Raw genomic sequence first — 25619 nt, 5'->3', positions numbered from 1 at the left:
CACTAGGCTGCCCGCGAAGCCTTGCCAGCTTCGCCCTTGGGCAATGCCTGCGCCGGCGTCCCGCGTTCTGCACGGCCGGAGGAGATCGACAGATAGAAGATGCGCTTCTGCTCGGCCCTGCCGCGCGACACCGAATCGAGGATCAGCCCGGTCATCATCGAGAGCATGGCCAGAAGCAGCATGCCGATCGACAGCACCCAGGTCGGCATCCGCGGCACCAGCCCCGTCTCGGCGAATTCGATGACCACCGGGATCATCAGGCCGAGGCTCGCCGCCAGGAAGAACAGCGCGAAGGTGCCGAAGAAGCGCAGCGGCTGCGTCTCCTTCACCAGCATGGCGAACATCCACAGGATCCTGGCGCCGTCGCGGAAGGTCGACAGTTTCGACGAGGAGCCCTCCGGGCGGCGGCCGTAGTCGAGCGCCATCTCGCTCACCGGCAGCTTGAGCTGCGAGGCATGCACCGACATCTCGGTCTCGATCTCGAAGCCGCCGGAGACGGCCGGGAAGCTCTTGACGAAGCGGCGCGAAAACACCCGGTAGCCGGAGAAGATGTCGGTGAAATCGGTCCCGAACAGGCCCTTGTAGAGCCGGTTGAAGATGCGGTTGCCGAAGGCGTGGCCGTTGCGGCCGGCATCGTCGGTCACGCCGCGCCTGGTGCCCACCACCATGTCCGAGCGCTCGGTCTGCAGCACGTTGATGAGCTGCGGCGCGTCCTCCGGCGCATAGGTGCCGTCGCCGTCGGCCATCACATAGATGTCGGCATCGATGTCGGCGAACATGCGCCGCACCACATTGCCCTTGCCCTGGCGCGGCTCGCGCACGACGATCGCGCCGGCGGCGCGGGCCTTCAGCGCCGTGAGGTCCTTGGAATTGTTGTCGTAGACATAGATCGCGGCCGACGGCAGGGTCTCGCGGAAGCGCCGCACGACCTCGCCGATGGTGAGCTCCTCATTGTAGCAAGGCAGGAGCACGGCGATGACCGGCTCGTGGCGGACTGCATGCGGCATGTCTGTCTCCGGACGCCCGACCAGCCTCCGGCCGGCCTGATGCCGGTCCCGTCGAGCCGTTTTACTATTTATTGAAGCCGTTAAGGCTAGGTTTAAACCAAATCCTCTCCCGTCAAAGGTCACGGCAATGGGCACAGCCGAGAACGGCGCCGCCGCGTGGAAATCCGACCTCTTGCTGGCGCTGCTTGCCGCCTTGCTCGCGCTCGCCGTCGACGCGTGGACCGGCTTTGGCCAACTGACCGATGCGGGCGGCGACAACGACAATCTGCTGCGCCTCGTAGAGGTCCGCGACTTGCTTGCCGGTCAGGGCTGGTTCGACCTGCACCAGTATCGCATGGGGCTGGAAGGCGGCTTCGTCATGCACTGGTCCAGGCTGGTGGATGCGCCGATCGCCGCGATCGTGCTTGCCGCCTCGGCGCTCACCGGCAGCAGGCCGCTTGCCGAGGACGTGGCGCAGGTGCTGTGGCCGGCGCTGCTCTTCTGGTCGACCCTGTTCTTCACCGCTCGCGCCGCACGCGGCTTCGGCGGCGCCGGCGCGGTGCTGCCCGCCATCCTGGTCGGCGGCGCCGGCTACTATTTCCTCGGCATCTACGACCCCGGCGCGCTCGATCACCATAACGTCCAGCTGATGCTCACCATGGCGAGCCTGGCTTTGCTGCTCGAGGCGCCTGCCCGGCGCTGGGCCGCGCTGTTGTCCGGCCTCTGCGCGGCGCTGACGCTCGCCGTCGGCATGGAAACCGTGCCCTATGTCGCCACCATCGGCGTCTGCGTGTCGCGGCTGTTCGTCGCCGATCGGAGCGGCGAGCGGACAATCGCCCGCGATTTTGGCCTCGGCTTCGCCGGCGTCGCGGCGCTTGTCTTCGTCGCCACCATCCCGCCCTCCGCCTGGGGCGTGGCTGAGTGCGATGCCTTCTCCGTCGCGCAGTTCGTCGTCGCCGCAATCGCCGGCGTCGGGCTGGCGGCGATCGCCTTGGTCGAGCCCGCCGCCGGCAGCCGGCAGCGCAGGCTGGCGTTGCTTGCCGCGCTGGGCGTCGTCCTCGGCGCGGTCGTGGCGGCGCTGTTCCCGCAATGCCTCTCGGCGCCCTATGCCAATCTCGACCCGCGCCTCAAGGAACTGTGGCTCGACCATATCGACGAGGCCCAGTCGCTGTTCACGCTGCTCGTCCATGATCCGGCGCGCGTGGCGGCGCGTTATGCGACGCCGCTGGTCGCGATCATTCTGATGGCATTGCGCTTCCGCCGTGGCGGCTGGCGGCGGCAGGACAGCCTCGTCGCGGCGCTGCTTGCCGTCTCCTTCGTGGTCGGCGCCTGGCAACTGCGTGGCACCACCTTCTCGATCGCCTTCGCGGTCATTCCGCTGTCAGCCTGGATCGCCAAATGGCGGGCGCGGGCCGAAGCGGGCTCTTCGCCCGGCGTGGCGCTGCGCCTCGCGGCCGTCTGGCTGGTCTCGATCAACCCTGTCTGGACCGGCGTTGCCGCCGCCGCCTCGGTAGCGTTCGAAAAAGGCCCGGCTGTCGCCGACCGTGGCACGACGGACAAGGCCTGCGAGAAGAAGGCGACCTTCGCCCCGCTTGGCGGCATGACCGGCACCACCGTGCTTGCGATCTCCAATCTCGGCGCGCCGATCCTCGTCTATAGCGGCCACAAGGTCTTCGCTGGTCCCTATCATCGCAATGTCGCCGGCAATCTCCTGGCGCTGGATGCCTTTCTCGGCTCGGCCGATGACACGCGGCGGATCGTCGAGGCGCATCGTGTCGGCCTCGTCGCCATCTGCCCCGGCAATGGCGAGAGCCGGACCCTGACCCAAAAGGCGCCGCAGGGCTTCCTGGCCGGGCTGCTGCGCGGCAGCGTGCCGGACTGGCTCGAGCCGGTCAGCGGAACCAAGGACGGCCCGATCGAGATCTATCGCGTCAGGCAAGCGGGCTGACGCAATGCGCCGAAAAGTGCGAAACGGCTTTTCCTCGGCACTTGCTCGAACGGCAGCTGCGCACCTGAAAAAGATTGTTCGATATTTACATTAGAAGTTACGCATAAACGAATATTCGGGCTGGGCTAGCCTTCGCTGCGCAAAGCTGAACAAGCGCCGGCGACTCCTGTAACTCTCCGGCGAGAGAAAATCGATTTTCCGATACTTTTCCTAAACGCTTTGCTGCCAGTGTGACTGAAAATACTGACATAAGAACAGAGGCATGATGCAAACGGCGTTTGGCACCGGTCAGCCAGGCAGGGAAAACACGGATCTGGCCCTCACGGATTCGTTGACCGGGCTCGGCAACCATCGTCGCTTCTTCGATAAGGTCGATCGGCTGATCAGCGACCGCGCCGACGATCCCGCGCCCTTCACCGTCGGCATCCTCGACCTCGACGGCTTCAAGCCGATCAACGACCTGTTCGGCCACAAGGCCGGCGACGACATCCTGATCCAGGTGGCGATGCGCCTGCGCGCCTCGATGGACGGCTATTCCACCGTCTGCCGCATCGGCGCCGATGAGTTTGCCTATCTCTACCCCATGGTGTTCTCCGAGGAGCAGGCGGCCGAGAAGTCCCGCATGCTGATCGAGATCCTGTCGGCGCCCTATGACGTCGGCGAGCGCACCGCGAGGCTCTCGGCCTCGGTCGGCTGCTCGCTGTTCTATTCCGGCGACGAGACCACCGAGATCCTGATCAACAAGGCCGAGACCGCGCTTTATCACGCCAAGCGCTCGGGCCGCGGCCGCGTCGTCGTCTACACACGCGAGATGGAGGAGGCGGCCAAGCGCGTCACTCGCATCGAGCAGGCGCTGCGCCGCGCCGTCTCGGCCGGCGAGGTCGAGCCGCATTTCCAGCCCATCGTCGACCTGAACAGCCGCCGCACCATCGGCTTCGAGACCCTGGCGCGCTGGACCGACCGCGACCTCGGCGTCGTGCCGCCATCCGTCTTCATCCCGATCGCCGAGGAACGCGGCATCATCGGCCCGCTGTCGCAGCTGGTGTTGCGCAAGGCGACGGAAGCGGCGCGCAGCTGGCCGAAGGATCTGTTCCTGTCCTTCAACCTGTCGCCCTCGCAGCTCGTCGATCAGAACACCGGCCTGCACATCTTGGCCATCCTCGAGCGCACCGGCTTCGATCCGCGCCGCCTGGAGATCGAGATCACCGAGACCGGCCTGATGAACGATCCGGCCTCGGCCGAGAAGATCGTCGAGGACCTGCGCCGCGTCGGCATCCGCGTCTCGCTCGACGACTTCGGCACCGGCCAGTCCTCGCTCGGCCGCCTGCGCGAGTTCCATTTCGACAAGCTCAAGATCGACCGCGCCTTCGTCTCCTCCATTCTCGACGACCGGCCCTCGGAGCACATCATCCGAGCGATCCTGGCCATGTGCGAGGGGCTCGGCATGGATGTCGTCGCCGAAGGCATCGAGGACGAGGCGCAGGCCGATCGCCTCGTCCAGTTCGGCTGCGCCGGCGGCCAGGGCTACCTGTTCGGCAAGCCGGCCGATGCCGACGCCACGCTCGGCTATCTGCGCGATTCCTATCGCGGCGCGCTGCATGCCAAGGCGATCTGACAAGGTCCCAGCACGGGGATTTTGACCGGTCGGCTCTGTTGCCTTGGCTGGCGGCATGCCTTGGAGATTGACCGAAGCCGCCCCAGCCTCGCCATAGAATGACGAGGCTGGGGCGGCTTCGGTCAATCTCCAGCGTTTGCGCTGGTTTCACCGAAATGAACAGAAAATCTTCTACCAAGACATTTCACTGCTTCCTTGAAACGGTGAAACGCTCTGGAGCTTTTCGACTGCCTCTAAGACCGGCGGTCCCCGCTTTGCCGGGGCGCCGATCATTTGTCTGATATTTGGCCGGAAATCCGCCTTTTCACCCTTGCCCCCCAGCCCGGCGTGGCTAGGATGCGCGCCGGCCAAAGGGAGAAGAAATCATGATGCCATCGGCACGCTTTGCCGACCTGGACGGCGCCTCGGTGCTGATTACCGGCGGCGGCTCCGGCATCGGCGCGGCGCTAACCGAAGGTTTCATGCGGCAGAACGCGAAAGTCGCCTTCATCGACATCGCCGAGAGGCCAAGCACGGCCCTGGCCGACCGGCTGGAGAACGAGCTCGGCCGCCGCCCGCTCTATCTCAAGGCCGACCTGCGCGACATCGAGGCGCTGCGCGCCGCCGCGGCCAAGGCGGCCGAAGCGCATGGCGATGTCACCGTTTTGGTCAACAACGCCGCGCTCGACGATCGCCACGCCGTGGAAGACGTCACGGTCGAGTTCTGGGACAACAATCTCGCCATCAACCTGCGGCCGCATTTCTTCACCGCGCAGGCCGTGGCGCCCGGCATGAAACGCGCGGGCGGCGGCTCGATCATCAACTTCACCTCCACCTCCTATCTGATCAACCATCCCGATATGCCGGCCTACACAGCAGCCAAGGCAGGCATACTCGGCCTGACCAAAGGCCTCGCCGGCAAGCTCGGCGCCGACCGCATCCGCGTCAACGCGGTGGCGCCAGGCTGGGTCATCACCGAACGCCAGCGCGAGCTCTGGGTCACCGACGCGGGGCTCGCCGCCCATGTCGCCAAGCAGTGCATCAAGGACGTGATGCAGCCCGACGACATGGTGGGCACGGTGCTGTTCCTAGCATCCGACGCCTCGCGCATGCTGACCGCCCAGATGCTGATCGTCGACGGAGGCTTCCTGTGAGTTCGGCACCGGCGGTTGCCGCGCTCGACTGGGGCACGACCAGGCTGCGGGCCTGGCTGCTCGACAATACCGGCAACGTGCTTGCCGAGCGGCGCGGCGACGACGGCCTGATCACCGCTCGCGAAAAAGGTTTTGCCAAGGTGCTGGAAGGCCATCTGGCAGCCATGGGCGCGCCGGAGGCGCTGCCGGTCATCATCTGCGGCATGGCCGGCTCGCGGCAGGGCTGGATCGAGGCGCCTTATGTCACCGTGCCGGCGCCGATCGGCGCGATCCTGCGCGGCGCCGCACGCATCGAGGGCTCGCGCCGCGACATCCGCATCGTGCCTGGTCTCGCACAGCGGCTGGCCAACGCGCCGGATGTCATGCGGGGCGAGGAGACCCAGCTTGCCGGCGCCGGTTTGCCGGCAAAGGGGCGCCATCTCGTCTGCATGCCGGGCACCCATTCGAAATGGGTTTCGGTCGAGGACGGTGCGGTCACGGGCTTCGGCACCTGGCCGACCGGCGAATTGTTTTCCGTGTTGGCCGCGCACTCGATCCTGAAACATTCGCTCGGCGAGCATCCTGCTCCCGTCGCCGCGGACAGTCCGTTCTTCCGGCAATGGTGCGAGCGGGTCCTGGGCGAGGGCGGCGATGTCACCTCGAAACTGTTCGCCATCCGCGCGGCCGGGCTTCTGCAGGATCTGCAGCCCGCCGACGCGGCGGCATGCCTGTCCGGGCTTTTGATCGGCGGCGAGATCGCCTCGGCGAGGCGCCGCTATGGCGCCGGCGAAGAGCTGGTGGTGCTGGTCGCCTCGGGCGCGCTAGCCACGCTTTATGGCACGGCGCTCGGCTTTGCCGGCCTTGCCTTCCGCACCGTCGACGCCGATGAAGCGGTGCGCGCCGGCCTTGTCGAGGCCGCGCGCGAGAACGGCATGATTGGAGGCGCTTGATGGGCCAGACCGCATCTTTCCCGAAGCTCAGGCGCGGCCTTGTCGCCATCCTGCGCGGCTTGAAGCCGTCCGAGGCGGTGGCGATCGGCAAGGCGATCCACGACGCTGGCATCGAGGCGATCGAAGTGCCGCTCAATTCGCCGGACCCGTTCGTCTCCATCGCCGATCTGGTCAAGGCGCTGCCGCAAAGCGCGCTGATCGGCGCCGGCACTGTGCTGACGGCGGCGGACGTCGACGCCTTGCACAAGGCCGGCGGTCGCCTGCTCGTCAGTCCCAACATCGATGCCGAGGTCATGGGCCGCGCCATGCATCATGGCATGGTGACAATGCCTGGCGTGTTCACGCCCACGGAAGCCTTCCAGGCGATCCGGCTCGGCGCCTCAGCGCTGAAATTCTTCCCGGCAGGCGTGCTTGGAGCGAGCGGCATCGCGGCGATCCGCGCCGTGCTGCCGGCAGCGACGCTGATCGGCGCGGTCGGCGGCGTCTCCGACAAGGACTTTGCCGGCTACAAGGCGGTCGGCGTCAGCGTCTTCGGTCTTGGATCCAGCCTCTACAAGCCGGGCGCGACGGTCGAGGACGTGGCGCGGCGCGCCAGCGCCGCGGTCGCCGCCTGGGATGAAGCTTTCGGAGGATGACAATGGACGGCATTTCGGTTTTTTCCGACCACATCTGCGAGCTCGGCGAAGGCCCGAGCTACGATCCCGCGACCGACACGCTGTTCTGGTTCGACATCGTCAACGGCAAGCTTCTGGAAAAGCCGCTCGCCGGCGCGCTGAAGGTGCATGACCTCGGCGTCATGGCCAGCGCCATCGCCGTCATCGACGCCGACCGCCAGCTCATCGCCACCGAGATCGGCCTGCAGGTCCGGGACGTGAAAACCGGCAGGCTGACGCTGCACACGCCGATCGAGGCCGACAATCCGGTGACGCGATCCAACGATTCCCGCGTCCATCCCTGCGGCGCGCTGTGGACAGGTACGATGGGCAAGGGCGAGGAGAAGGGCGCGGGCTCGATCTACTGGTTCTTCAAGGGCGAATTGCGCCGGCTGTTTTCCGGCATCACCGTCTCGAACTCGATCTGTTTTTCACAGGACGGCACGATCGCCTACTACACCGACACCGCGACCGGGCTGCTGATGCGCGTCGCCTGCGATCCGGTGACCGGCCTGCCGGCCGGCGAAGTGAAGGTGTTCGTCGATCATCGCTCCTCGAAAGGCTATATCGACGGCTCGGTCGTCGACCGCGACGGCGTTCTGTGGAACGCCGTCTGGGGCGGCAGCGCGGTGAAGGCCTATGCGCCGGACGGCACGCTGCTGCGCGAGATCGCCATGCCGGTGACGCAGGCTTCCTGTCCCGCCTTTGTCGGCGCGAAAGCCGATCGCCTCGCCGTGACCTCGGCCTGGAGCGGCAAGGACGAGAAACAGCGCGCTCTCGACCCGCAAGCCGGCATGACCTTCCTGCTCGATATCCCGGTGAACGGCCGCTTCGAACCGCGCGTGCTGATCGCATAAGGCGGTCGACACTATCAGGCAATCGCCGTAGGCCGGTCGGTTTCCCGCAAGCCGGCCGCTGCGGCCATGCGATGGTAGCGCCTGATTTCGCCCGGAGCATTCGATGCTGCAGCCGACCCTCATCCTCGTCTACGAGCCGGAAAAGGCCTGTCTCGCCCGCCTGTCCGCCGACGGCTATCCGGCGGATCGTGCCCTGGAAATTTCGTCCTATCTGGCGCAGTCGACCGACCTTGCGCCCGAATTCGACCTGCTCGCCGCCGCCTGCGAGAAGCGCGGTCTCGCTTTCAAGCCTGTCGAGCTCGACGACGCGGCGCCGGTTCTGGCAAAGGCCGATCCGACAACGCTGGTCTGGACGCTGACCGACGGCATTGCCTATTTCCGTGGCGGCGCTTCGCCGGCGCTGGCGCGGCTGAACGGGCTGCGCACCATCGGCGCCGACGATTCGCTGTTCGCGCTCTGCCAGGACAAGTTCCGCTGCGGCGCCGTGCTTGGCGCGCTCGGTCTGCCAATGCCGCAAGCCGGCCTGGCACGCAACGGTGAATGGCTGCTCGAGCCGCCGGCCTCGCCCAAGGGCTGGTTCGTCAAGCCGAACCGCCTCGGCGCCAAGATCGGCATCTGGCCGGATTCGCGCATCGCCGATCTCGGCCATGCGCTGGAGCTTAGCCGGCGCGTCTTTTCCCATTACCGCGACGACGTCGTCGTCCAGCCCTATGTCGCCGGCCGCAACGTGCGCGCCAGCTTCCTTGGATTGAAGCCCGAAACCGGCGTTGAGGCTTTGGGCATCTTCTTCGTCGATTCCGGCGGCGATTTCCAGACCATGGCCGACTCGATGGCGCTCTATGGCGAGACCGGCCAGGCCGCGAAGGATGCGGGCACCTATGTCGAGCCGGAGCTGGAGGCTGTCGGCGCCAGCCAGCCGGAGGCGGATCGAAAAATCCGCGCCATCGCGCAAAAACTGATAAGCGGTCTCGGCCTGAAAGATGTCTTTTCCGTCGACTTCAGGGTCGAGGCCGACGACGCCGTCCATCTCATCGAGTTCGAGGTCTGCCCCGGCCTGCCCTGCTTCGATTTCCGCGACTATTGTCGCAGGGAGTGGGGCATGAACCTGGCCGACGCGATGGCGCAGACAGCGGCGAGCCGGTTGCGGTCGTGACACTCATCATTGGCTGAGACCTAAGAGCTTCGTCATTCCAGGGCGGAGCAAGGAGCGAAGCGACGCGCGCAGACCCTGGAATCCATGCCGTTACCTCGGCCGTAGAGTGCAGCGGAGCAGAATTCCGGACCATGGCGGCGCGTTGAAGTCACGGAATGGATCCTCGGGTCTGCGCGCGTCGCTTCGCTCCTTGCTCCGCCCGTGGATGACGAAGTAATGGGCGGCCGATCTCCAACCTACGCCCGCGCAGACGAACTAAACGCCCTCCACCAGCACGATCTCGCCATCGGCCACTTTCTGGCGGATAGCGGCGGCGCGCTGGTATTCCGGCGAGTGGTAGCAGTCATGCGCCACGGCCAGCGAGTCGAACTCGATGATGACGTTGCGGGCGCGCCCCGGCCCTTCGGCCTTTTCGTGCTCGCCGCCGCGCGCCAGGAACTTCGCGCCGAAGCGATCGAAGGCGAGCTTCGCGGCGGCGACATAATCCTTGTATCCCTCGGCGTCGCGCACATCGACGCGAGCGATCCAATATCCCTTGGGCATGCGTTTCTCCTGTTTATGTTCGGGCGAGCGCTCGGTCATTGCCGACCGCCGGCCACAATGCCGCGGCATTGTGGCTTGGTTGAGCGGCGCGCCTTAACACACAACCCGAACCCAGGGAAAGCAAGCGCTGGCCGGACGCTGGCCTATGATATGAGCAACGCTCCAGCCGACGGAGATGACGAGCCCGCTGCGCCCTTTTGCCGGTCACCGGCCCGGATGCCGTTGAAGCCCGCCTTCGATATTTACATCGGCTTGCCGATGTTTGGATATCACCCTCGACCGGCAAGCCAACGCAGGCCGCCGATGCCCGGCAGGAACACATGCTCACCGCCGCGCGTGACGGCGAAGTCGAGCAGGCCGGTCAAGCGCCGCCGCACGGGCCTCGCTGGAAAGGCGTAGTCGTCCGAGTGGTCGCGGCGGCCGGCGATCGGGTCGCTGCGCGAACCCTCGGAGACGAAATCGCCGTCATTGATCCATTGCGACTGGACGAATTCGAACTGTCGGCCGGGATTGGCGTTGACAAGCGCCAGTATGATGCCCCGGTCCTGACCGTCATCCTCGAGCACGCCTTCGGGCAGCATCGGCCCATAGGATGAGCCGCGCCGCAAAAGCCGGTGCAGGCGGGCGTCGGTCAGCGACGCCTTCAGCGCGTCACGCGGGTTGACCCGTCTGATGTGGCTGCCGACCGGGGTCCTGCGGCCATCCGGATCCTCGTCATGATAGGCGAAGTCGTTGTTGCGCCGGCTGTCGCGGCCGAGTTCCGGATCGTCGGCTTCCGGCGCCAGCGCGAGGGGGCACCCGCTGCGCCAGCGTCCCATCATCTTGGCGGCGACGAACTCCTGCCCCGCGGGGCTGTCGGCATTGTCGCGCAGATATTTGCGGAATGCGGCGACGTCCTGGTGGATCTTGCGGATCGCCAGATAGGTTGCATTGCGCCACAGCGCTTCCGGACCAGGACCGGTCGCGACCACGCCAAGCTCGTTGACGTAACCCAGCACGAACTCGCCCGCCTTGGCCGGTTCGCCCTGGCCGGGCAGCGGCGCGCCGCCCTGGCCTTCGATATAGGGCCGGCTGATGCCGTCGGCGAAGCCGAAATGCTCGCGCAAATTGGGCGGCACCCCGACATCGACGCGCCCGACCAGCTTGACGCCCGCGAGCCCTGCCAGCGCTTCATGCCCGACGGCGAGCTTTTGTTGCCGCAGCTCATCGCTGGCGGCCATCACCAGAAGCCCGACATGGAAGCCGTTTGCGCCATGCGGCATGTCCCAGTGCTCGGGGTCGCTCGCGCCGACATCGCCGAGGAACACCTTGCGCGCCGCCATCCCCTGGCGGAATTCCACCGGGAACTCCGGCAGGATAGCCTCGCTCAGCCGAAGACGCCGGAGCCCTTCGAAGGTGAAGACCACGTTGATCCAGGCATCCTCGACCGGCCTGTCCCAGTCCGCCGCCGATGTCACATAGGGCAACAGCCGGCGCAGCAGTATCCGCGCCTGCTCCGCGTCGTCGATGCGGAACAGGAGGTAGGCGCCGAAATAGGGCATGGGGCGGTTGCGCAGCACCGTGCCCTGGATGTCGTCGAGTTCGAGCTGAACGGGCATGATGGCAATCAGCCGGCGGCGTCGAGCAGGTCGCTGACGGCGGCGGAGAGCTTCTTCATCCTGGTCAGGTCGCGGACCGAGACGTCGGGATGCGCCGTATAGAAGAACTCGGTCGGGTGAAGCAGGCTGATGACCCATTCGCCTGCCTTGGGGCTGGTTATGCCGGGATAACCTTCCAGCACCCCGTTCGCCAGGGCGTCGAGCCAGGGAGCCGCCTGGGTGGCGATGTCGACGAGATAAGGCTTGAAGTCGCCGTCATAGAGAAGCGAGAGCACGAAGCGCGTGTCGTTGTCGAACAGCAGGATGCGAAGGCTCTGGACCGTGCCCACCCGGCCTTCCCAATAGGCGGCCTCGGCTTGGAATTGCGGCAGCCGCTTGCGGAACAGCTCGGCGCCGCCCGGCACCACGTTGCCGATCATTGTCAGCTCGCCGCGCTTGCCGATCCGCTTGCCGGGGCCGTCGGGCTGATCCGTCATGGTCTGCGCCATCGCCAGGCGCTCTTCCAGGGGCAGTATGTCGGTCATGATCGTCTCCTTGTGTTGAAAGCTGGCAATGGCGTCGGCCGGACCGGCCGGCGGGCGCTGCGGGCTATGGGGATCCGCCTGCAGTTGCCGCAGCATCAGTGCCGTATCCAGGAGCTGCCGCTGCTCGACGATACGGCCGGCCTGCCAGCGGCAGACGACCGCGAGGGTCACGTCGAAGGCGCGCCGGCCGGGGGGCAGCGCGATGCCGGGAAGCGTCTTCGGCGCGCCGTCCACCGTTCCGGTGATGCGGGCGACCGAGCAGCTCTTCGAGCCGTCGTGGCTGGCAAAGAGATCGAGATAAGGCTCGATCCAGACATGGGCGTCGGCCGCGATCGCGCAGAACTTCCGTGCCTTCTCGATATGGGCCTGCTTGCCGTGCGGCTCGGCTTCGCCGCCTGCATAGGCGGTCAGCCCCTCGGACAGCAGGTCGCCATAAGTCGCCCAGTCACGCGCGTTCCAGGCAGTGTCGATCGCGCGCATCCGCTCGAGCGTGCCGCGCATCGCCATCATCGCTTTTCCTCGCCGCCGAACGGACAGCCGCTGCGCCAGCCGCCCGAACGACTCGCCGCCGAAACCTCGTAGACGCCGCGCCTGATCTGCAGAATGGGATCGTCGGTCGGCTCGATGCCGTCGGTCAGCACCGTGGGGTCGTGGTTCATGACCGGATCGCCTGTGTCCTTTTCCGATGCCGGAGCTGTCAGCGTCATGCGGCCGATAACCACGCGGCGGCGGTCCTCGGGCCACAAGGCGGTGGCGTCGTCGACGGGATCGCCGGGTTCGGCCAGCTCCAGAACCAGGTCGAAAGGCACCGGCTCGCGCGCCAGCCTCTCCTCCAGCTCGACGTAGAGGATGTCGACATTCTCCTCCTTCAGGTCAGCCGGCGGCTGCCCCTTGATGCCGGCCACCGGCACCCAGTGGCAGCGGGCCAGCGTCTCGACATGTTCGGCGCTGATCCAGCGAAAGCAGTGCACCGAATTGAACTCCGTGTGCGCGAAGCTGACCGGAGCCGGGCTTTCGGCGCGCATCTGGAACACCCGCGCCGAATTGGGATTCGCCGCCAGGAAGGTCTTAAGACCGGCAAGGTTGGGAGGGCCGCCAGGTTCGGCCGGCAGGCCGGCATCGAGAAGTCCGACGAACTGGTCGATGGAATTGGCGATGAACAGCTTCTGGCTGAGCATGATGAGGTTGGTGACGCGCCCGTCGTCGAGATAGAAGCGCGTGGCCATGCCGACCGTCGAGCCGAAATGGGCGTAAGGGTCGCCGCCGCCCTTCGAGAAACGGACGGTGACGGGCATTTCCGCGCCCTGCAGATGAACGGCCCGTGTGTAGCGGCGGGCCGCCTCGTTGGCGCAGAAGGTGCCCTTGTAGAGCCTGCCGTCGGCATGCAGGGCGCGATAGCCCGGGAAGTCACCGAGGATGCACTTGATCTTGGCGACGATGTCCTCGGCTTTGCGATACTGGCTGTTTTGCGGCATGCACCTGCTCCCGTCTCTTGTCCGCTGGCGGACAGCACGAATGGAGGTGAGCCTATGGGGCTGCGCCCTTGCCCGTGAAGTTAGGCGCGGGCGGGCTAACTGTTAGCTGACGTTGAGGGTCTAGGGCTGGACGATCGCCAACGGGTCCGCAAGGCCGGTCGTGCCAGCGGGCACGAAGGCGTTGAGCCGTTCCATCAAGGCCGAGAAACGCGGCATGTGGCGAAGCCGGTCGAGCCGTGCGTCGGTTCGTATCCAGACCGTCGAAAGCTCGCGCCGGTCCATCGCCTTCTCCAGCATGTCGAGGCAGAGCTGATCCCGCCCGAGCGCCGCCGCAAGCATGGCGCGCGCGAAATGCGTCGAGGCGCCAAGCGCGCCGTCGAGGACGCGCATGCCTCGTTCAGGAGCACCCAGCAAAGCCTGCAGTTCCGCCGCCGCCAGCATCAGGTCCGGGAATTTGTCGGTGACATGCTCGATCTCGGCCAGCTGCGAGCGAACGGCTTCGGCATCGCCGTCGAAGACATGCGCCAGCGCGCGATAGACCAGGACTTCGGCGGGAGCGCTCCGGCCCGCTGCGCCAGCCGACGCCGCACGCAGGGAACCGAAGTCGCGCGCCTGATAACGGCTGATGGCTTCGGCGATGTCCTGCTGGATGGAAAAAGGCTCGATTGCCCGGGCCTCGCGGAACAGCCGCTCCGCTTCCTCGTGGCGCGCCATGATGGTCAAAAGGACGCCATGGAGACGTGACGCGCGCGCATTCTCGCCAAGCTCAACCGCCTTGCGGAAGCCTTCGTCCGCCGCCGCGCGGTTCCACTCGAGCCAGGCCGCGATCGTGGCCCGCGCGGTGTGCGCCTCGACCGATCCGGGGTCGACGGCAAGAGCGGCCCGCACCGCGGCGCTGGCTTCCCGCAAGGCCGTATCGTGGTCGACAAGCCCCAGGCGATAGAGGTCGCAATGGCAGTCGGCGATGCCGGAATGACCGCGCGCATAGTCGGGAGCGTTCGCGGCGACGAACTCGAAAACCTGCAACGCGGCGCGGATGGAACCGGGCGTCTGCTCATCGAGCAGTTGCCGGCCGCGATAGACGGCGCCAAGCGCCTTTAAGGCGGATGGGCGCGGTCCGATCTTCGAGGAGCGAATCGCCGAGCTGTCGAAACGAACGCGGCTGAGCGCCGTGATAGCGATGCGTTCCTGCAGCCGCAGCCGTTCGCGCGCCGGCGCGTCGAACCGATCCGTCCATATGACGAAGCCTTGCGGATCGGCCACCTCGATCGTGACGCGGAGCATGTCGTCCTCCCGGCGCACCGTGCCCTGGACGATGGCGTCGACGCCGAGCTCGCGCGCGGCGCCTGCAAGCGAATAGGCTTGGTCCTTGAACTGAAACGTGATGCTGCGCGAAACCACCCGCAGTCCCTGCGCCAGCTGCAGCCTGAAGATCAGCTCGTCGGTCAGCCCGTCGGCAAAGCTTTCATCCTCCGCCTCCGCCGACAGCGAACGGAAAGGCATGATCGCAATGGCAGCGCCCATACCTTCGCGGAAAATGCCTTCGGCGTCGGAAGGATGTGGCTCCCGCGCCTCTGCGGGATCCGGTTGCAAGGTGAACTCCGGCACATAGCCGCCGGTCGGAAGGCTGATCCTGACCGGGTCCATCTGCCCCTCGCCGGCGTAGTATTCCTTGAGCTTGGCGCGCAGACGCCGGGCCTCCACCCGCACCGTGGAGTCGATGCGCGGGTCATAGGGCGGCTCGCGACCATAGACATTGTTGCCGATCTGGACTTCCTTGAGCGTGCCGCCGCCACCCTTGAGGGTCTCGGTCACGACAAAACCAAGGAATTCGAGCAGGCGCTCTGAATCCGCAAAGGTGCGGCTGCGCCGAAGTCGCGCGAGCTGGGCCCGGATCATGGCTGGCGAAGGTCGTTTCGGCTGACCCAATTCGAACCCCTCGGCAAAACTGTTACAGCATGTCTCCCGAAAGCGGGAACCGGTTTCGGGATAAAGACATGCGTAAAATCAAAAACCTAAGGCGCATGGAGCGAATCTGAAAGATCGCGCCGCGCTTTAGAGGGCAAAACTAACAGCAACTCATCGAAGTTACAGTGGAAAACGCGCGACCGGCACAGCGGTCGCGGCCGCCTGGCGGCGCGATTCTCGGCAGCCGCGTCCCGGGACTTTCTATGCCGACTGCATCTCAGCGAGGATCGCCTCGGCCGCGGCGCGGCGGTCCGGCGCCTTGACGATCGGCCGGCCGACGACGAGATGGCTGGAGCCGTTGCGGATCGCCTGCGCGGGCGTCACCACGCGCTTCTGGTCGCCATGGTCGCTGCCCGAGGGGCGGATGCCCGGCGTCACCACCGCCAGGTCGGGGCCGACGATGCGGCGCACCGCTTCAGCCTCTTCCGCCGAGCAGACGATGCCGCCCATGCCGGCATGCAGCGCCTGTTCGGAGCGCCGGAGCACCAGCGTGTGCGGGTCGTATTCATAGCCGGCGTCGATCATGTCCTGCTCGTCCATCGAGGTCAGCACTGTCACCCCGAGCAGGCACAGATTGCTGCCCTTGGCCGCCTCGACCGCCGCTCTCATGGTTTTGGGATAGGCGTGCAGCGTCAGCATCGTCATGCCCATCTTGACGATGTTCTCGACGCCCTTGGCCACCGTGTTGTCGATGTCGAGCAGCTTCATGTCGAGGAACACTTTGGTGCCGCCGCTGGCGAGCTCCCGCGCGAAGTCCAGCCCGCCGGCAAAGGCCAGCTGGTAGCCGATCTTGTAGAAGGAAACGGCGCCTTCGAGCTCGCGCACCGCCTTCTCGGCCTCCTTCAGCGTCGGCAGGTCGAGCCCGACGATCAAACGGTCCCGCATCGTGTTCGCCTCCGCGAAATTGATCACGCCTCGATCCGGGTCGACCGCATGCGCGAGGTTTCCATCAGTGTACGGCATAGGCGCTCCATCGATTGGTGTAGTCTGGCGTCCCTGAACTGTCCGTCCTCGGCGAAAGCTTCGTCGGCCTCGGAGACCGAGCATTCCGGCGTGATCACCTCCATCTGGCAGCGCACCAGCACCGCGCGCAGGTGGTTGATGCAGCGTATGCCGGCGAACTTGCCCTCGGAGGACGAGCAGAGGGCGACCGGCTTGCCGGCCAGGGGCCTGAAGGTGCGGCTGCCCTCTCGCCGTATCCGGCTCACCCAGTCGATCGCGTTCTTGAGCAATGGCGGGATCGAGCCGTTATATTCGGGCGTCGCGATCAAAAGCCCATCATGCGCGGCGATCTGACGGCCGAGCCTGAGCGCGTTCTCGGGGATGCCTCGTTCCTTTTCCAGATCCTCGTCCATGATCGGCAGCGGATAGTCGCCGAGCGAGATTCGCGTCACCTCCGCGCCCTGGATGGCCAGTTCCTTCTGCGCCACGTCGGCGGTCCGGCCGCTATAGGCGCCGGTCCGGACCGAGCCGGCGAAGACGAGGATTCGTGGGATCACTGCCATGGGCCACCCTTGTTCGGGGACAGGTACAGCCAAGGGGAGCGCAAATCAACGAGTGGTGGCAGAAATCAAAACCGAATTCGGCGATCTGCGCCTGCCGGGTGTGCCGAGATTCAGGTCAGGCCAGTCGAAAATGGTGGCTTCCGAGAACCGGAGCGGAGCGTACTTAAAGTACGTGAGCACCGGAAGCGCAGGAAGCCGCCATTTGCAGGCCGGCCTCACCTGAATATCGGCGCACCCTAGTGCGACGGCCGCCGATAAATCCACAGCTGCGTCGGCGGGATGTTGCGGAAGATGAAATCGAAATGCTCGACCGTGTAGTCGCCGCGCCCGGCCGGGATCGGCGACAGCGGGCCGTAGGTCAGCTGCACGATCGGCCGTCCGGCGGGAATGCGGTCGAGCAGGCTTTCGATATAGGCGATGCGCTGGGCGACCGGGAAATTGAGCAGCGGCACGCCGGAGACGACCGAATCGAACACCATGTCGCGCTTGTCGCCGAGCGTGGCATCGAGATTGAAGGCGTCGCCCTCGATCACGTTGACGCCGGGATAGAGTCCGCGCAGATGGCGCACGAAGTCGGTCGAATACTCGACGGCGTAGAGATTTTCCGGCTTCACGCCCTGGGCGAGGATGGCGCGGGTGATGACGCCGGTGCCGGGCCCCACTTCAAGCACGGGCAGGCCAGATCTCGGATTGACGATCGAGGCCATCTTGCGGGCGGTGATGGAACTGGTCGGAACGATCGAGCCGACCGTTTTCGGCTTGTCCATCCAGCCTTTGAAGAACTTCAGCTCGTCGTCGAATTTTTCCGCCAGCGCTTTGCGCAATCCGGGACTACGTGCCATCAGAGCTCTCCTCAATGCTCGCCCCCCCGATCCGCTACTTAGCAGGTGGGTGGGACAAGGCAAGGCGTCAAGCTGGCATAAGGTGTTGATGACGCTTGGGAAGCGGATCGCCCCTCCCAAGCCGTGCACAATGTGGGGCGTGACGATCAGTTTTCGCCGAACGACTCGAAGAAGTCCTTCATGCGGGCGAAGAAGCCGCTCGACTGAGGCGAGTTGTCCTTCGAGGAGAGCTGCTCGAACTCTTCCAGCAATTCGCGCTGGCGGCGCGAAAGATTCTGCGGCGTCTCGACCGCCGTCTGGATGTAGAGGTCGCCGACATTGGGCTGGCGCAGCACCGGCATGCCCTTACCCTTGAGGCGGAACTGGCGGCCGTTCTGGGTGCCTTCCGGCACTTTGACCTTGGTCTGGGTGCCGTCGAGCGTAGTGACCTCGAAGGAGCCGCCAAGGGCGGCCGTCGTCATCGAGATCGGCACCTTGCAATAGAGATCGGCGCCATCGCGCTGGAAGAATTCGTGCGGCTTCACCGCCAGGAAGATGTAAAGGTCGCCGGACGGCCCGCCGCGCAGGCCCGCCTCGCCCTCATTGGCAAGCCGGATGCGGGTGCCGTCCTCGATGCCGGCCGGGATGTTGACCGACAGCGAGCGCTCCTCGGTGACGCGGCCCTGTCCAGCGCATTTCGGGCAAGGGTCCTTGATCGTCTGGCCGCGGCCCTGGCATTGCGGGCAGGTGCGCTCGATCGAGAAGAAACCTTGCGTGGCGCGCACCTTGCCGTGGCCGTGGCACATCGAGCAGGTCACCGGCTGCGTGCCGGGCTTGGCGCCGCTGCCGGAGCATTCCGAGCAGGAGATGGAAGCCGGCACGTGGATCTGCGCCGTCTTGCCGGAAAAGGCCTCTTCCAGCGTGATTTCCATGTTGTAGCGCAGGTCGGCGCCGCGCTCGCGGCCGCCCGACGAGCGGCGCTGGCGGCCGCCCATCATGTCGCCGAAAATATCCTCGAAGATGTCGGCGAAGCCGCCGGCGCCGAAGCCGTGCGCGGCGCCGTTCATGCCGCCCTCGAAGGCGGCGTGACCGAAGCGGTCATAGGCGGCCCGCTTCTGCGGGTCCTTCAGCGTCTCGTAGGCTTCGTTGATTTCCTTGAACTTGTGCTCGCAGGCATGGTCGCCGGGGTTGCGGTCGGGATGGAACTGCATGGCGAGCTTGCGAAAAGCGCTCTTGAGTTCCTTTTCGTCGGCGCCTTTTTGCACGCCCAGCGTTTCGTAGAAATCAGCTTTCATTTTTTCCCGCTGTCCGGATGCTCAATGTCTTCAAGCATTGTTGGCGACGTTTGCCGGCATGGCCTTGGATTTAGGAGCGATGTTTCCCGGATGCTAGTACCAAGCAGGCTCGCTCCGGTTTTTTCCGTCACTTTTTCAAGCAGGCCCGTACTTTTTCAACGAAGGTTGCAAAAAAGCCCGGCTTTGCGCCGGGCTTTTGCACTTATTCGCCGTCAGCCGGCTCAGGCCGACTTCTTCTTGTCGTCGTCTTCGTCGATTTCCTCGAAGTCGGCGTCGACCACGTCCGAATCCTTGGCGGCATCCGCCTTGGCGTCGGCTTCGGCCGCTTCCTTCTGCGAGGCCTCGTACATGGCCTGGCCGAGCTTCATCGACACTTCGGCGAGCGACTGCGACTTGGCCTCGATATCGGCCGGATCGTCGCCTTCGGCGGCGGTCTTCAGCGCGGCGATGGCGTCGGAGATCGCGGTGCGGTCAGCATCCGAGACCTTGTCGCCATAATCCTTCAGCGACTTCTCGGACGAATGCACCAGCGCTTCGGCCTGGTTGCGGGCCTCGACGAGGGCACGGCGCTTCTTGTCGGCGTCGGCATTGGCCTCGGCGTCCTTCACCATCTTCTCGATGTCGGCGTCGGACAGGCCGCCCGAAGCCTGGATGCGGATCTGGTGCTCCTTGCCGGTGCCCTTGTCCTTGGCCGAGACGTTGACGATGCCGTTGGCGTCGATGTCGAAGGTGACTTCGATCTGCGGCACGCCGCGCGGCGCCGGCGGGATGCCGACCAGGTCGAACTGGCCGAGCAGCTTGTTGTCCGCCGCCATTTCGCGCTCGCCCTGGAAGACGCGGATCGTCACAGCCGACTGCGAATCCTCGGCGGTCGAAAAGGTCTGGCTCTTCTTGGTCGGGATCGTCGTGTTGCGCTCGATCAGTCGGGTGAACACGCCACCCAGCGTCTCGATGCCCAGCGACAGCGGCGTCACGTCGAGCAACAGCACGTCCTTGACGTCGCCCTGCAGCACGCCGGCCTGGATGGCGGCGCCGAGCGCGACGACCTCATCCGGGTTGACGCCCTTGTGCGGCTCCTTGCCGAAGAACTGCTTCACGATCTCCTGGATCTTGGGCATGCGAGTCATGCCGCCGACCAGGACTACTTCGTCGATCTCGCCGGCCTTCAGGCCGGCGTCCTTGAGCGCCGCCTTGCAGGGCTCGATCGTGCGCTGCACGAGATCCTCGACCAGGCTTTCGAACTTCGCCCGGGTGAGCTTCATCGTCAGGTGCTTCGGGCCAGTGGCGTCGGCGGTGATGAAGGGCAGGTTGATCTCGGTCTGGGTCGTCGACGACAACTCGATCTTGGCCTTTTCGGCCGCTTCCTTCAGGCGCTGCAGCGCGAGCTTGTCGGCCTTGAGGTCGATGCCCTGTTCCTTCTTGAACTCGGCCGCCAGATATTCGACGAGCCGCATGTCGAAGTCCTCGCCGCCGAGGAAGGTGTCGCCATTGGTCGACTTCACCTCGAACACGCCGTCGCCGATCTCGAGCACGGAAATATCGAAGGTGCCGCCGCCAAGGTCATAGACGGCGATGGTCTTGCCGTCCTTCTTCTCCAGGCCGTAGGCAAGCGCCGCAGCCGTCGGCTCGTTGATGATGCGCAGCACCTCGAGGCCGGCGATCCTGCCGGCGTCCTTGGTCGCCTGGCGCTGGGCGTCGTTGAAATAGGCCGGAACGGTGATGACCGCCTTCTCGACCTTCTCGCCGAGATAGGCTTCCGCCGTCTCCTTCATCTTCTGCAGGATCATGGCCGAGATCTGGCTGGGCGACTGCTTCTTGCCGCCGGCCTCGACCCAGGCGTCGCCATTGTCGCCCTTGACGATCTTGTAGGGGACAAGCTTCTTGTCCTTCTCCGTCACCGGGTCGTCATAGCGGCGGCCGATCAGGCGCTTGACCGCGAAGATGGTGTTTTCAGGATTGGTGACCGCCTGGCGCTTGGCCGGCTGTCCGACGAGACGTTCGCCGTCATTCGAGATGGCGACGATGGAAGGCGTCGTGCGCGCGCCCTCAGCATTCTCAATCACCTTGGGGTCCTTGCCATCCATGATGGCGATGCAGGAATTGGTGGTGCCGAGATCGATACCGATAACTTTTGCCATTGTTCTAGTCTCTCCTCTAAGCAGGCTCTCAGGACCCTTCAAAAGGCGTTCCGACGAAAGCCCCTGTTCACAAGAAATCCCGTCATGGTCACCGGTTTTCGGGGGCCGGGACGGCTGGGGCGTATATAAGAACAGCCGATACGGGGCGCAAGCATTCTGCGCAAGCTGTTCATTGTCTCGGCAAGGCTTGGGAAGCGATCCGCCGCGCTTTGTAGCGCGCTCGGCGCGAGCCCGCGCTATCTTATTGTTCCGGCTGAATTTTTTGGACGCGACGCCGCTGGCGGTGCTTGCAGCCATCATCCGGCGAGGGCAACGCTCGCCTCGGCGGGCGTGACTTTCGGTCGCGAAAGGCCGGAAAATTGGCGTCTCGGCGACGCTTCGCGCATCCGGCGGCCAAGGAATGGGAGCGCCTCGCGCTCGGGCAGAACCCTGCCGGGCGCGTGGCCCGGCAGGGTTCCGGACTTAGAGCCCGTTGTCCTTGAGGATCTTGGCAGCGTTTTCCTTGGTGATCCTTTCCGTCGGCAGCGTGATGGTCTTCTCGACCTTCTCGCCGTTCAGGAACTTGATCGCCTGGCGCAGGCCCTCGGCGCCCGGCGTCACATAGGTGAAGGTCGCCGTCAGCTCGCCCTTGTTCACCATCTGCACGCCTTCGTTGGGCAGGCCGTCGATGCCGATGAACTTTATGTCCTTCTCGCGCCCGACATCCTTGGCCGCGAGATAGGCGCCATAGGCCATCGGGTCGTTGTGGCCGTAGACGAGGTCAATCTTCTCGTTGGTCTTCAGCGCGTTGGCCATGATGTTGTAGGCCTGGTCCTGCTTCCAGTCGCCCGACTGCTGGTCGAGCAGGTACTTGATGCCCGGCTCCTTGTCGGTGAATTCATGGAAGCCGTCATGGCGGTCATGCGCCGGCTGCGTGCCCATGCCGCCCCAGATCTCGACGACGTTGCCGGCGGCCTTGCCCTTGCCGCCCAGGAGCTCGACGGCATATTCGCCGGCAGCCCGGCCGATCAGCTTGTTGTCGCCGCCGACGAACTGCGTGTAGTCCTTGGTGTCGACGTTGCGGTCGAGCACGAAGACCGGGATCTTGGCGTCGATCGCCTGCTGCACCACGCCGGTGAGGCCGGCCGATTCCTTCGGCGACACCAGCAGCGCGTCGACCTCCTGGCGGATCAGGTTCTCGACGTCGGCGACCTGCTTCTCGGTCTTGTCCTCGCCGTCGGTGATGATCAGCTCGACTTCCGGATGCTTGGCGGCCTCGGCGATGATGTCCTTGTTGAACTGGGCGCGCCAGGGCTCGATGGTCGTCACCTGCGAGAAGCCGATCTTCCACTTCTTGTCCTGGGCAAAGGCATGGTTGCCGGACAGAATTGCGGTGGTCGTCAGAAGTGCCGCCGCGAAAGTGGCGAGCTTCAGCATTTCACGTCGTTTCATGGTCCTGTTTCCTCCGGATTATAGAGACGAGGTCTCCTGTGACGGCCGCTTGGCCGCGGCCGTTTCCTTTTGCGCCGCCCGTCCGCCGGGCAGGCGCAGATAGCTTAAGATGTCGCCGGCGTTGCGCTCCTGAACGAGCACCGTGCCGATGATGATCGCCCCCTTCAGCACCAGCTGAAGGTTCGAATTGATGTTGTGCAGTTGCAGGATGTTGGACAGCAGTCCGAAGATCAGCACGCCGCAGAAGGTGCCGATCAGGCTGCCTCGCCCGCCCATCAGGCTGGTGCCGCCGATGACCACGGCGGCGATGGCGTCGAGCTCCAGCCCCGCGCCGGCATCCGGCTTGCCTTGCCGGTATTGCGCCACGTAGAGCACCGCCGCGATGCCGGCGAGCAGGCCGGACACCGCATAGGTGGCGATCTTGACGCGTCCCGCCGCGATGCCGGAAAGCCTGGCCGCCTCCTCATTGCCGCCGATGGCGTAGACATAGCGGCCGAAGGGCGTGAAGCGCAGCACCGCGCCATAGATCAGGACCGCGCCGAGGAAGAACAGGCCTGGCATCGGCACGACGCCGAACACCAGCGAGCGCAGGATCTCGAACTCTTCCGTGGCGTTGGAGCCGGTATAGACCGGCAGCACCGCATTGTTCTGGCCGGCGGTCAGCCTGGCGATGCCGAGCGCCGTCACCATCATCGCCAGCGTGACGATAAAGGGCTGCAGGCGGCCGGCGACGATGATGAAGCCGTTGATGGTGCCGAACAGCAAGCCGACGCAAGGCGCCACCAGAAGCACGCCGAGCACGCCGAACTTGGTCTCGACCTGCGGCAGCAGATACCACAGCGAGAGGCCGCAAAGGATCACGCCGACGACGCCCGGGATGACCAGCCCGCGCGTCGTGTCCAGCCGCACGTCGCGCCCGGCTTCCGCACCGGCGCGGGATTTCTGGATGTTGAGCAGGATGAAGCGGGTGACGAGCGCGCCGAGGCAGAGAGCCACCAGCGCGGTTGTCGGCACGCCAAGCGCCGCCGACGGCGTGACGCCCGGCACGGTGAGCAGCATGGCGCAGACCACCGAGCAGATCGCCATCAGCGAGCCGACGGACAGATCGATGCCGCCGGTCAGGATCACCGCCGTCATCCCCGTGGCGATGAGGCCGGTGGTCGACACCTGGCGCAGCACGTCGAGCAGGTTGCCGTAGGACAGGAAGATGTTGTTGCCCTTGGAACTGATCGGCGAGCCGAAGACGCCGATCAGGAAGATGGCGATCAGCCCCCAGTAAAGCTTGGTGCGGGAGACAAGGCTGATGAGGTTCATGCGGCAGGTCTCGCGGTCCTTCTGGGCGCGGCAAGCCGCATGATCGCCTCCTCGCTGGCTTCGGTGCGGGACAGGATGCCGCGCTGGCGGCCCTCCGCCATGACCAGGATGCGGTCGGCCAGATGCAGGAGCTCGGGGAGTTCCGAGCTGATCACGGCGATCGCCAGCCCGTCGCCGGCGAGTTTGAAGATGAGGTCGTAGATCTCGCGCTTGGCGCCGACATCGATGCCGCGCGTCGGCTCGTCGAGCAGAAGCACGCGCGGCCGTGTCGCCAGCCATTTGCCGATCACCACCTTCTGCTGGTTGCCGCCCGACAGCGTGCCGGCGGCCTGCTCGATGCTTTCGCAGCGTATGCCAAGCGCGCTCACGGCCTCGCGCGCCAGGCTTTGCTCGCCCGAACGCGAGCGCAGGCCGAAGCGCGCCAGCGCGCCGACCAGTGGCAAGGCGACATTGTCGGTGATCGAGGCCGTGAGATGCAGGCCTTGCGTCTTGCGGTCCTCGGTCACCAGGGCGATGCCTAGCCGGCGCGCCTCGCGCGGCGAGCCGATCTCGACCGGCGCGCCGTCGAGCTTGATCTCGCCGCCGGTGCGGCCGTCGCTGGAGCCGAAGATCGCTTCCAGGATTTCGCTGCGGCCGGAACCCAGCAGCCCGCCTATGCCGAGGATTTCGCCCGCCGAAAGATCGAAGCTCACGCCCTCGATCACGCTGCGCCAGCCATGCCGGTCCGGCTTCGACAGCGACAGGTCCCTGACCGCGAGCACAGCCTTGCCGCCCGGACCGCGCTGATGATCGGAGGACGCCATAAGATCGCGGCCGACCATGGCCGAGATGATGGCGTCTTCGTTCAGCGCCGCCATATCGTTGGTCAGCACGTGACGCCCGTCGCGCAGCACGGTCACCCGGCTTGCCAGATGCATGACCTCGTCGATGCGGTGCGAGATGTAGACGATGGCGACGCCGCTTGCCGCGAGCTGGCGGATGATGCGGAACAGTCGCTCGCACTCGGCCGGCGACAGCGCCGATGTCGGTTCGTCCATGATCAGGATGCGCGCCGATTTCGACAGCGCCTTGGCGATCTCCACCAGCTGCTGCTCGCCGACCCTGAGCCGGCCGACCCGCGCTTCCGGATCGAGCTCGATGCCGAGACGCTCCAACAGCGCTTTTGCCGCGCGGCTGCTCGCCTTGCGGTCCACCACCAGCCCGGCGATCAGCTTCTCGCGGCCGAGGAAGATGTTGTCGGCGACGCTGAGCTCGGGGACGAGGTTGAGCTCCTGATGGATGATGGCGATGCCGGCGTCCTCGGCGTCGCGAACACCGGCGAAACGGACCGCCTCGCCGTCGATGGCGACAGTGCCTTCGTAGTCGGTATAGACGCCCGAGAGGATCTTCATCAGGGTCGACTTGCCGGCGCCGTTCTCGCCCATCAGCGCATGCACCTCGCCCCGCCTGAGGTCCAGGCTGACATCGGACAGCGCGGTGATGCCGCCGAACCGCTTGGAAATGCCGGTCGCGCTCAGGACGACGGTCGGACCGTTGGCCGTCACGTCTTCCGTCGTGATGGAGCCAGCGCGCTGCATGACAAAGGACGGCCTCCCTCCGTCGTCTTCGGCGACTTGAACGCTAATCGAAACGTTTCGAACGTGTCAAGCGCCTATCTGTTCTCTGAGGATTGATGCATTTCAATTCTTGCGAAAAATGGCGGCTTTACGTAGGTTTAGCCAGATAAGGGCGGC

General features: G+C 65.6%; 21 protein-coding genes. 7 read left to right on the top strand and 14 right to left on the bottom strand.

Annotated elements, in window-relative coordinates; translation table 11 throughout:
- Positions 1 to 2 precede the first annotated feature (2 nt).
- Entirely contained in the window at positions 3 to 1007 is a 1005-nt protein-coding gene (locus EJ069_RS24205) for a glycosyltransferase (protein ID WP_126063451.1), read from the bottom strand.
- A gap of 127 nt (positions 1008 to 1134) precedes the next feature.
- Between EJ069_RS24205 and EJ069_RS24200 the strand changes: the two genes are divergently transcribed.
- The 7 genes from EJ069_RS24200 to EJ069_RS24170 all read left to right on the top strand — a co-directional run bounded on the left by EJ069_RS24200 (position 1135) and on the right by EJ069_RS24170 (position 9274).
- Positions 1135 to 2934 carry a GtrA family protein gene (locus tag EJ069_RS24200; RefSeq protein WP_126063450.1) on the top strand — a complete coding sequence of 600 codons (1800 nt, stop codon included), beginning with the start codon at positions 1135 to 1137 and terminating at the stop codon, positions 2932 to 2934.
- Positions 2935 to 3199: 265 nt separating this feature from the next.
- Positions 3200 to 4549 carry an EAL domain-containing protein gene (locus EJ069_RS24195; RefSeq protein WP_126064864.1) on the top strand — a complete coding sequence of 450 codons (1350 nt, stop codon included), beginning with the start codon at positions 3200 to 3202 and terminating at the stop codon, positions 4547 to 4549.
- Positions 4550 to 4914: 365 nt separating this feature from the next.
- Positions 4915 to 5682: an SDR family oxidoreductase gene (locus tag EJ069_RS24190; RefSeq protein WP_126063449.1), complete on the top strand. Its 768-nt coding sequence runs from the start codon at positions 4915 to 4917 to the stop codon at positions 5680 to 5682.
- Entirely contained in the window at positions 5679 to 6611 is a 933-nt protein-coding gene (locus EJ069_RS24185) for a 2-dehydro-3-deoxygalactonokinase (protein ID WP_126063448.1), read from the top strand. The genes EJ069_RS24190 and EJ069_RS24185 overlap by 4 nt, the downstream gene beginning before the upstream one ends.
- Positions 6611 to 7246 (top strand): 2-dehydro-3-deoxy-6-phosphogalactonate aldolase, encoded by a 636-nt coding sequence (locus tag EJ069_RS24180; protein ID WP_126063447.1) that lies wholly within the window; start codon positions 6611 to 6613, stop codon positions 7244 to 7246. The genes EJ069_RS24185 and EJ069_RS24180 overlap by 1 nt, the downstream gene beginning before the upstream one ends.
- A complete protein-coding gene (locus tag EJ069_RS24175) occupies positions 7243 to 8121 on the top strand; it encodes an SMP-30/gluconolactonase/LRE family protein (RefSeq protein WP_126063446.1) in 879 nt (292 codons plus the stop codon). Before EJ069_RS24180 ends, EJ069_RS24175 begins: the two co-directional genes overlap by 4 nt.
- 103 nt (positions 8122 to 8224) lie before the next feature.
- On the top strand, positions 8225 to 9274 hold the full coding sequence (locus EJ069_RS24170; protein ID WP_126063445.1) for a D-alanine:D-lactate ligase-like protein: 1050 nt from the start codon (positions 8225 to 8227) through the stop codon (positions 9272 to 9274).
- 255 nt (positions 9275 to 9529) lie between these two features.
- Here the strand turns inward: EJ069_RS24170 and EJ069_RS24165 are convergent, their stop codons facing one another.
- The 13 genes from EJ069_RS24165 to EJ069_RS24105 all read right to left on the bottom strand — a co-directional run bounded on the left by EJ069_RS24165 (position 9530) and on the right by EJ069_RS24105 (position 25463).
- Positions 9530 to 9817 carry a DUF1330 domain-containing protein gene (locus EJ069_RS24165; protein WP_042647338.1) on the bottom strand — a complete coding sequence of 96 codons (288 nt, stop codon included), beginning with the start codon at positions 9815 to 9817 and terminating at the stop codon, positions 9530 to 9532.
- A 269-nt stretch (positions 9818 to 10086) separates the two neighbouring features.
- Entirely contained in the window at positions 10087 to 11415 is a 1329-nt protein-coding gene (locus EJ069_RS24160) for a peroxidase (RefSeq protein WP_126063444.1), read from the bottom strand.
- An 8-nt stretch (positions 11416 to 11423) separates the two neighbouring features.
- Positions 11424 to 12449 carry an ester cyclase gene (locus EJ069_RS24155; protein WP_126063443.1) on the bottom strand — a complete coding sequence of 342 codons (1026 nt, stop codon included), beginning with the start codon at positions 12447 to 12449 and terminating at the stop codon, positions 11424 to 11426.
- A complete protein-coding gene (locus EJ069_RS24150) occupies positions 12446 to 13414 on the bottom strand; it encodes a catalase (protein WP_126063442.1) in 969 nt (322 codons plus the stop codon). The genes EJ069_RS24155 and EJ069_RS24150 overlap by 4 nt, the downstream gene beginning before the upstream one ends.
- Before the next feature lie 120 nt (positions 13415 to 13534).
- Positions 13535 to 15229: a hypothetical protein gene (locus tag EJ069_RS24145; RefSeq protein ID WP_126063441.1), complete on the bottom strand. Its 1695-nt coding sequence runs from the start codon at positions 15227 to 15229 to the stop codon at positions 13535 to 13537.
- Between the two features lie 354 nt (positions 15230 to 15583).
- Positions 15584 to 16267, bottom strand: coding sequence for an orotidine-5'-phosphate decarboxylase (gene pyrF, locus EJ069_RS24140; protein WP_126063440.1), 684 nt, complete (start codon positions 16265 to 16267; stop codon positions 15584 to 15586).
- Between the two features lie 23 nt (positions 16268 to 16290).
- Entirely contained in the window at positions 16291 to 16887 is a 597-nt protein-coding gene (locus EJ069_RS24135) for an NADPH-dependent FMN reductase (RefSeq protein ID WP_126063439.1), read from the bottom strand.
- A 236-nt stretch (positions 16888 to 17123) separates the two neighbouring features.
- Positions 17124 to 17729: a phospholipid N-methyltransferase PmtA gene (gene pmtA / locus EJ069_RS24130; RefSeq protein WP_126063438.1), complete on the bottom strand. Its 606-nt coding sequence runs from the start codon at positions 17727 to 17729 to the stop codon at positions 17124 to 17126.
- 146 nt (positions 17730 to 17875) lie between these two features.
- A complete protein-coding gene (gene dnaJ / locus EJ069_RS24125) occupies positions 17876 to 19003 on the bottom strand; it encodes a molecular chaperone DnaJ (protein WP_042647343.1) in 1128 nt (375 codons plus the stop codon).
- A 221-nt stretch (positions 19004 to 19224) separates the two neighbouring features.
- Positions 19225 to 21141, bottom strand: a complete 1917-nt coding sequence (gene dnaK, locus EJ069_RS24120) for a molecular chaperone DnaK (RefSeq protein WP_126063437.1) — start codon at positions 21139 to 21141, stop codon at positions 19225 to 19227.
- Positions 21142 to 21603: 462 nt separating this feature from the next.
- A complete protein-coding gene (locus tag EJ069_RS24115) occupies positions 21604 to 22572 on the bottom strand; it encodes a substrate-binding domain-containing protein (RefSeq protein WP_126063436.1) in 969 nt (322 codons plus the stop codon).
- 18 nt (positions 22573 to 22590) lie between these two features.
- Positions 22591 to 23886 carry an ABC transporter permease gene (locus tag EJ069_RS24110; RefSeq protein ID WP_126063435.1) on the bottom strand — a complete coding sequence of 432 codons (1296 nt, stop codon included), beginning with the start codon at positions 23884 to 23886 and terminating at the stop codon, positions 22591 to 22593.
- Positions 23883 to 25463: a sugar ABC transporter ATP-binding protein gene (locus EJ069_RS24105; RefSeq protein WP_126063434.1), complete on the bottom strand. Its 1581-nt coding sequence runs from the start codon at positions 25461 to 25463 to the stop codon at positions 23883 to 23885. The genes EJ069_RS24110 and EJ069_RS24105 overlap by 4 nt, the downstream gene beginning before the upstream one ends.
- Positions 25464 to 25619: the final 156 nt, after the last annotated feature.

This window comes from Mesorhizobium sp. M2A.F.Ca.ET.043.05.1.1 (genome assembly GCF_003952445.1).
GTDB lineage: Bacteria > Pseudomonadota > Alphaproteobacteria > Rhizobiales > Rhizobiaceae > Mesorhizobium.
The sequence above is the reverse complement of the archived record's forward strand: the minus strand, read 5'-3'. Positions and strand labels throughout refer to the sequence as shown.

Excerpts from the sequence above, each read along its gene's own strand:
- dnaJ (WP_042647343.1), bottom strand. The coding sequence starts at position 19,003 with ATGAAAGCTGATTTCTACGAAACGCTGGGCGTGCAAAAAGGCGCCGAC.
- EJ069_RS24150 (WP_126063442.1), bottom strand. The coding sequence starts at position 13,414 with ATGCCGCAAAACAGCCAGTATCGCAAAGCCGAGGACATCGTCGCCAAG.
- dnaK (WP_126063437.1), bottom strand. The coding sequence starts at position 21,141 with ATGGCAAAAGTTATCGGTATCGATCTCGGCACCACCAATTCCTGCATC.
- EJ069_RS24195 (WP_126064864.1), top strand. The coding sequence starts at position 3,200 with ATGCAAACGGCGTTTGGCACCGGTCAGCCAGGCAGGGAAAACACGGAT.
- EJ069_RS24180 (WP_126063447.1), top strand. The coding sequence starts at position 6,611 with ATGGGCCAGACCGCATCTTTCCCGAAGCTCAGGCGCGGCCTTGTCGCC.
- EJ069_RS24155 (WP_126063443.1), bottom strand. The coding sequence starts at position 12,449 with ATGATGGCGATGCGCGGCACGCTCGAGCGGATGCGCGCGATCGACACT.
- EJ069_RS24135 (WP_126063439.1), bottom strand. The coding sequence starts at position 16,887 with ATGGCAGTGATCCCACGAATCCTCGTCTTCGCCGGCTCGGTCCGGACC.
- EJ069_RS24170 (WP_126063445.1), top strand. The coding sequence starts at position 8,225 with ATGCTGCAGCCGACCCTCATCCTCGTCTACGAGCCGGAAAAGGCCTGT.
- pyrF (WP_126063440.1), bottom strand. The coding sequence starts at position 16,267 with ATGCGGGACCGTTTGATCGTCGGGCTCGACCTGCCGACGCTGAAGGAG.
- EJ069_RS24175 (WP_126063446.1), top strand. The coding sequence starts at position 7,243 with ATGACAATGGACGGCATTTCGGTTTTTTCCGACCACATCTGCGAGCTC.
- EJ069_RS24160 (WP_126063444.1), bottom strand. The coding sequence starts at position 11,415 with ATGCCCGTTCAGCTCGAACTCGACGACATCCAGGGCACGGTGCTGCGC.
- EJ069_RS24205 (WP_126063451.1), bottom strand. The coding sequence starts at position 1,007 with ATGCCGCATGCAGTCCGCCACGAGCCGGTCATCGCCGTGCTCCTGCCT.
- EJ069_RS24165 (WP_042647338.1), bottom strand. The coding sequence starts at position 9,817 with ATGCCCAAGGGATATTGGATCGCTCGCGTCGATGTGCGCGACGCCGAG.
- EJ069_RS24110 (WP_126063435.1), bottom strand. The coding sequence starts at position 23,886 with ATGAACCTCATCAGCCTTGTCTCCCGCACCAAGCTTTACTGGGGGCTG.
- EJ069_RS24115 (WP_126063436.1), bottom strand. The coding sequence starts at position 22,572 with ATGAAACGACGTGAAATGCTGAAGCTCGCCACTTTCGCGGCGGCACTT.
- EJ069_RS24200 (WP_126063450.1), top strand. The coding sequence starts at position 1,135 with ATGGGCACAGCCGAGAACGGCGCCGCCGCGTGGAAATCCGACCTCTTG.
- EJ069_RS24190 (WP_126063449.1), top strand. The coding sequence starts at position 4,915 with ATGATGCCATCGGCACGCTTTGCCGACCTGGACGGCGCCTCGGTGCTG.
- pmtA (WP_126063438.1), bottom strand. The coding sequence starts at position 17,729 with ATGGCACGTAGTCCCGGATTGCGCAAAGCGCTGGCGGAAAAATTCGAC.
- EJ069_RS24105 (WP_126063434.1), bottom strand. The coding sequence starts at position 25,463 with ATGCAGCGCGCTGGCTCCATCACGACGGAAGACGTGACGGCCAACGGT.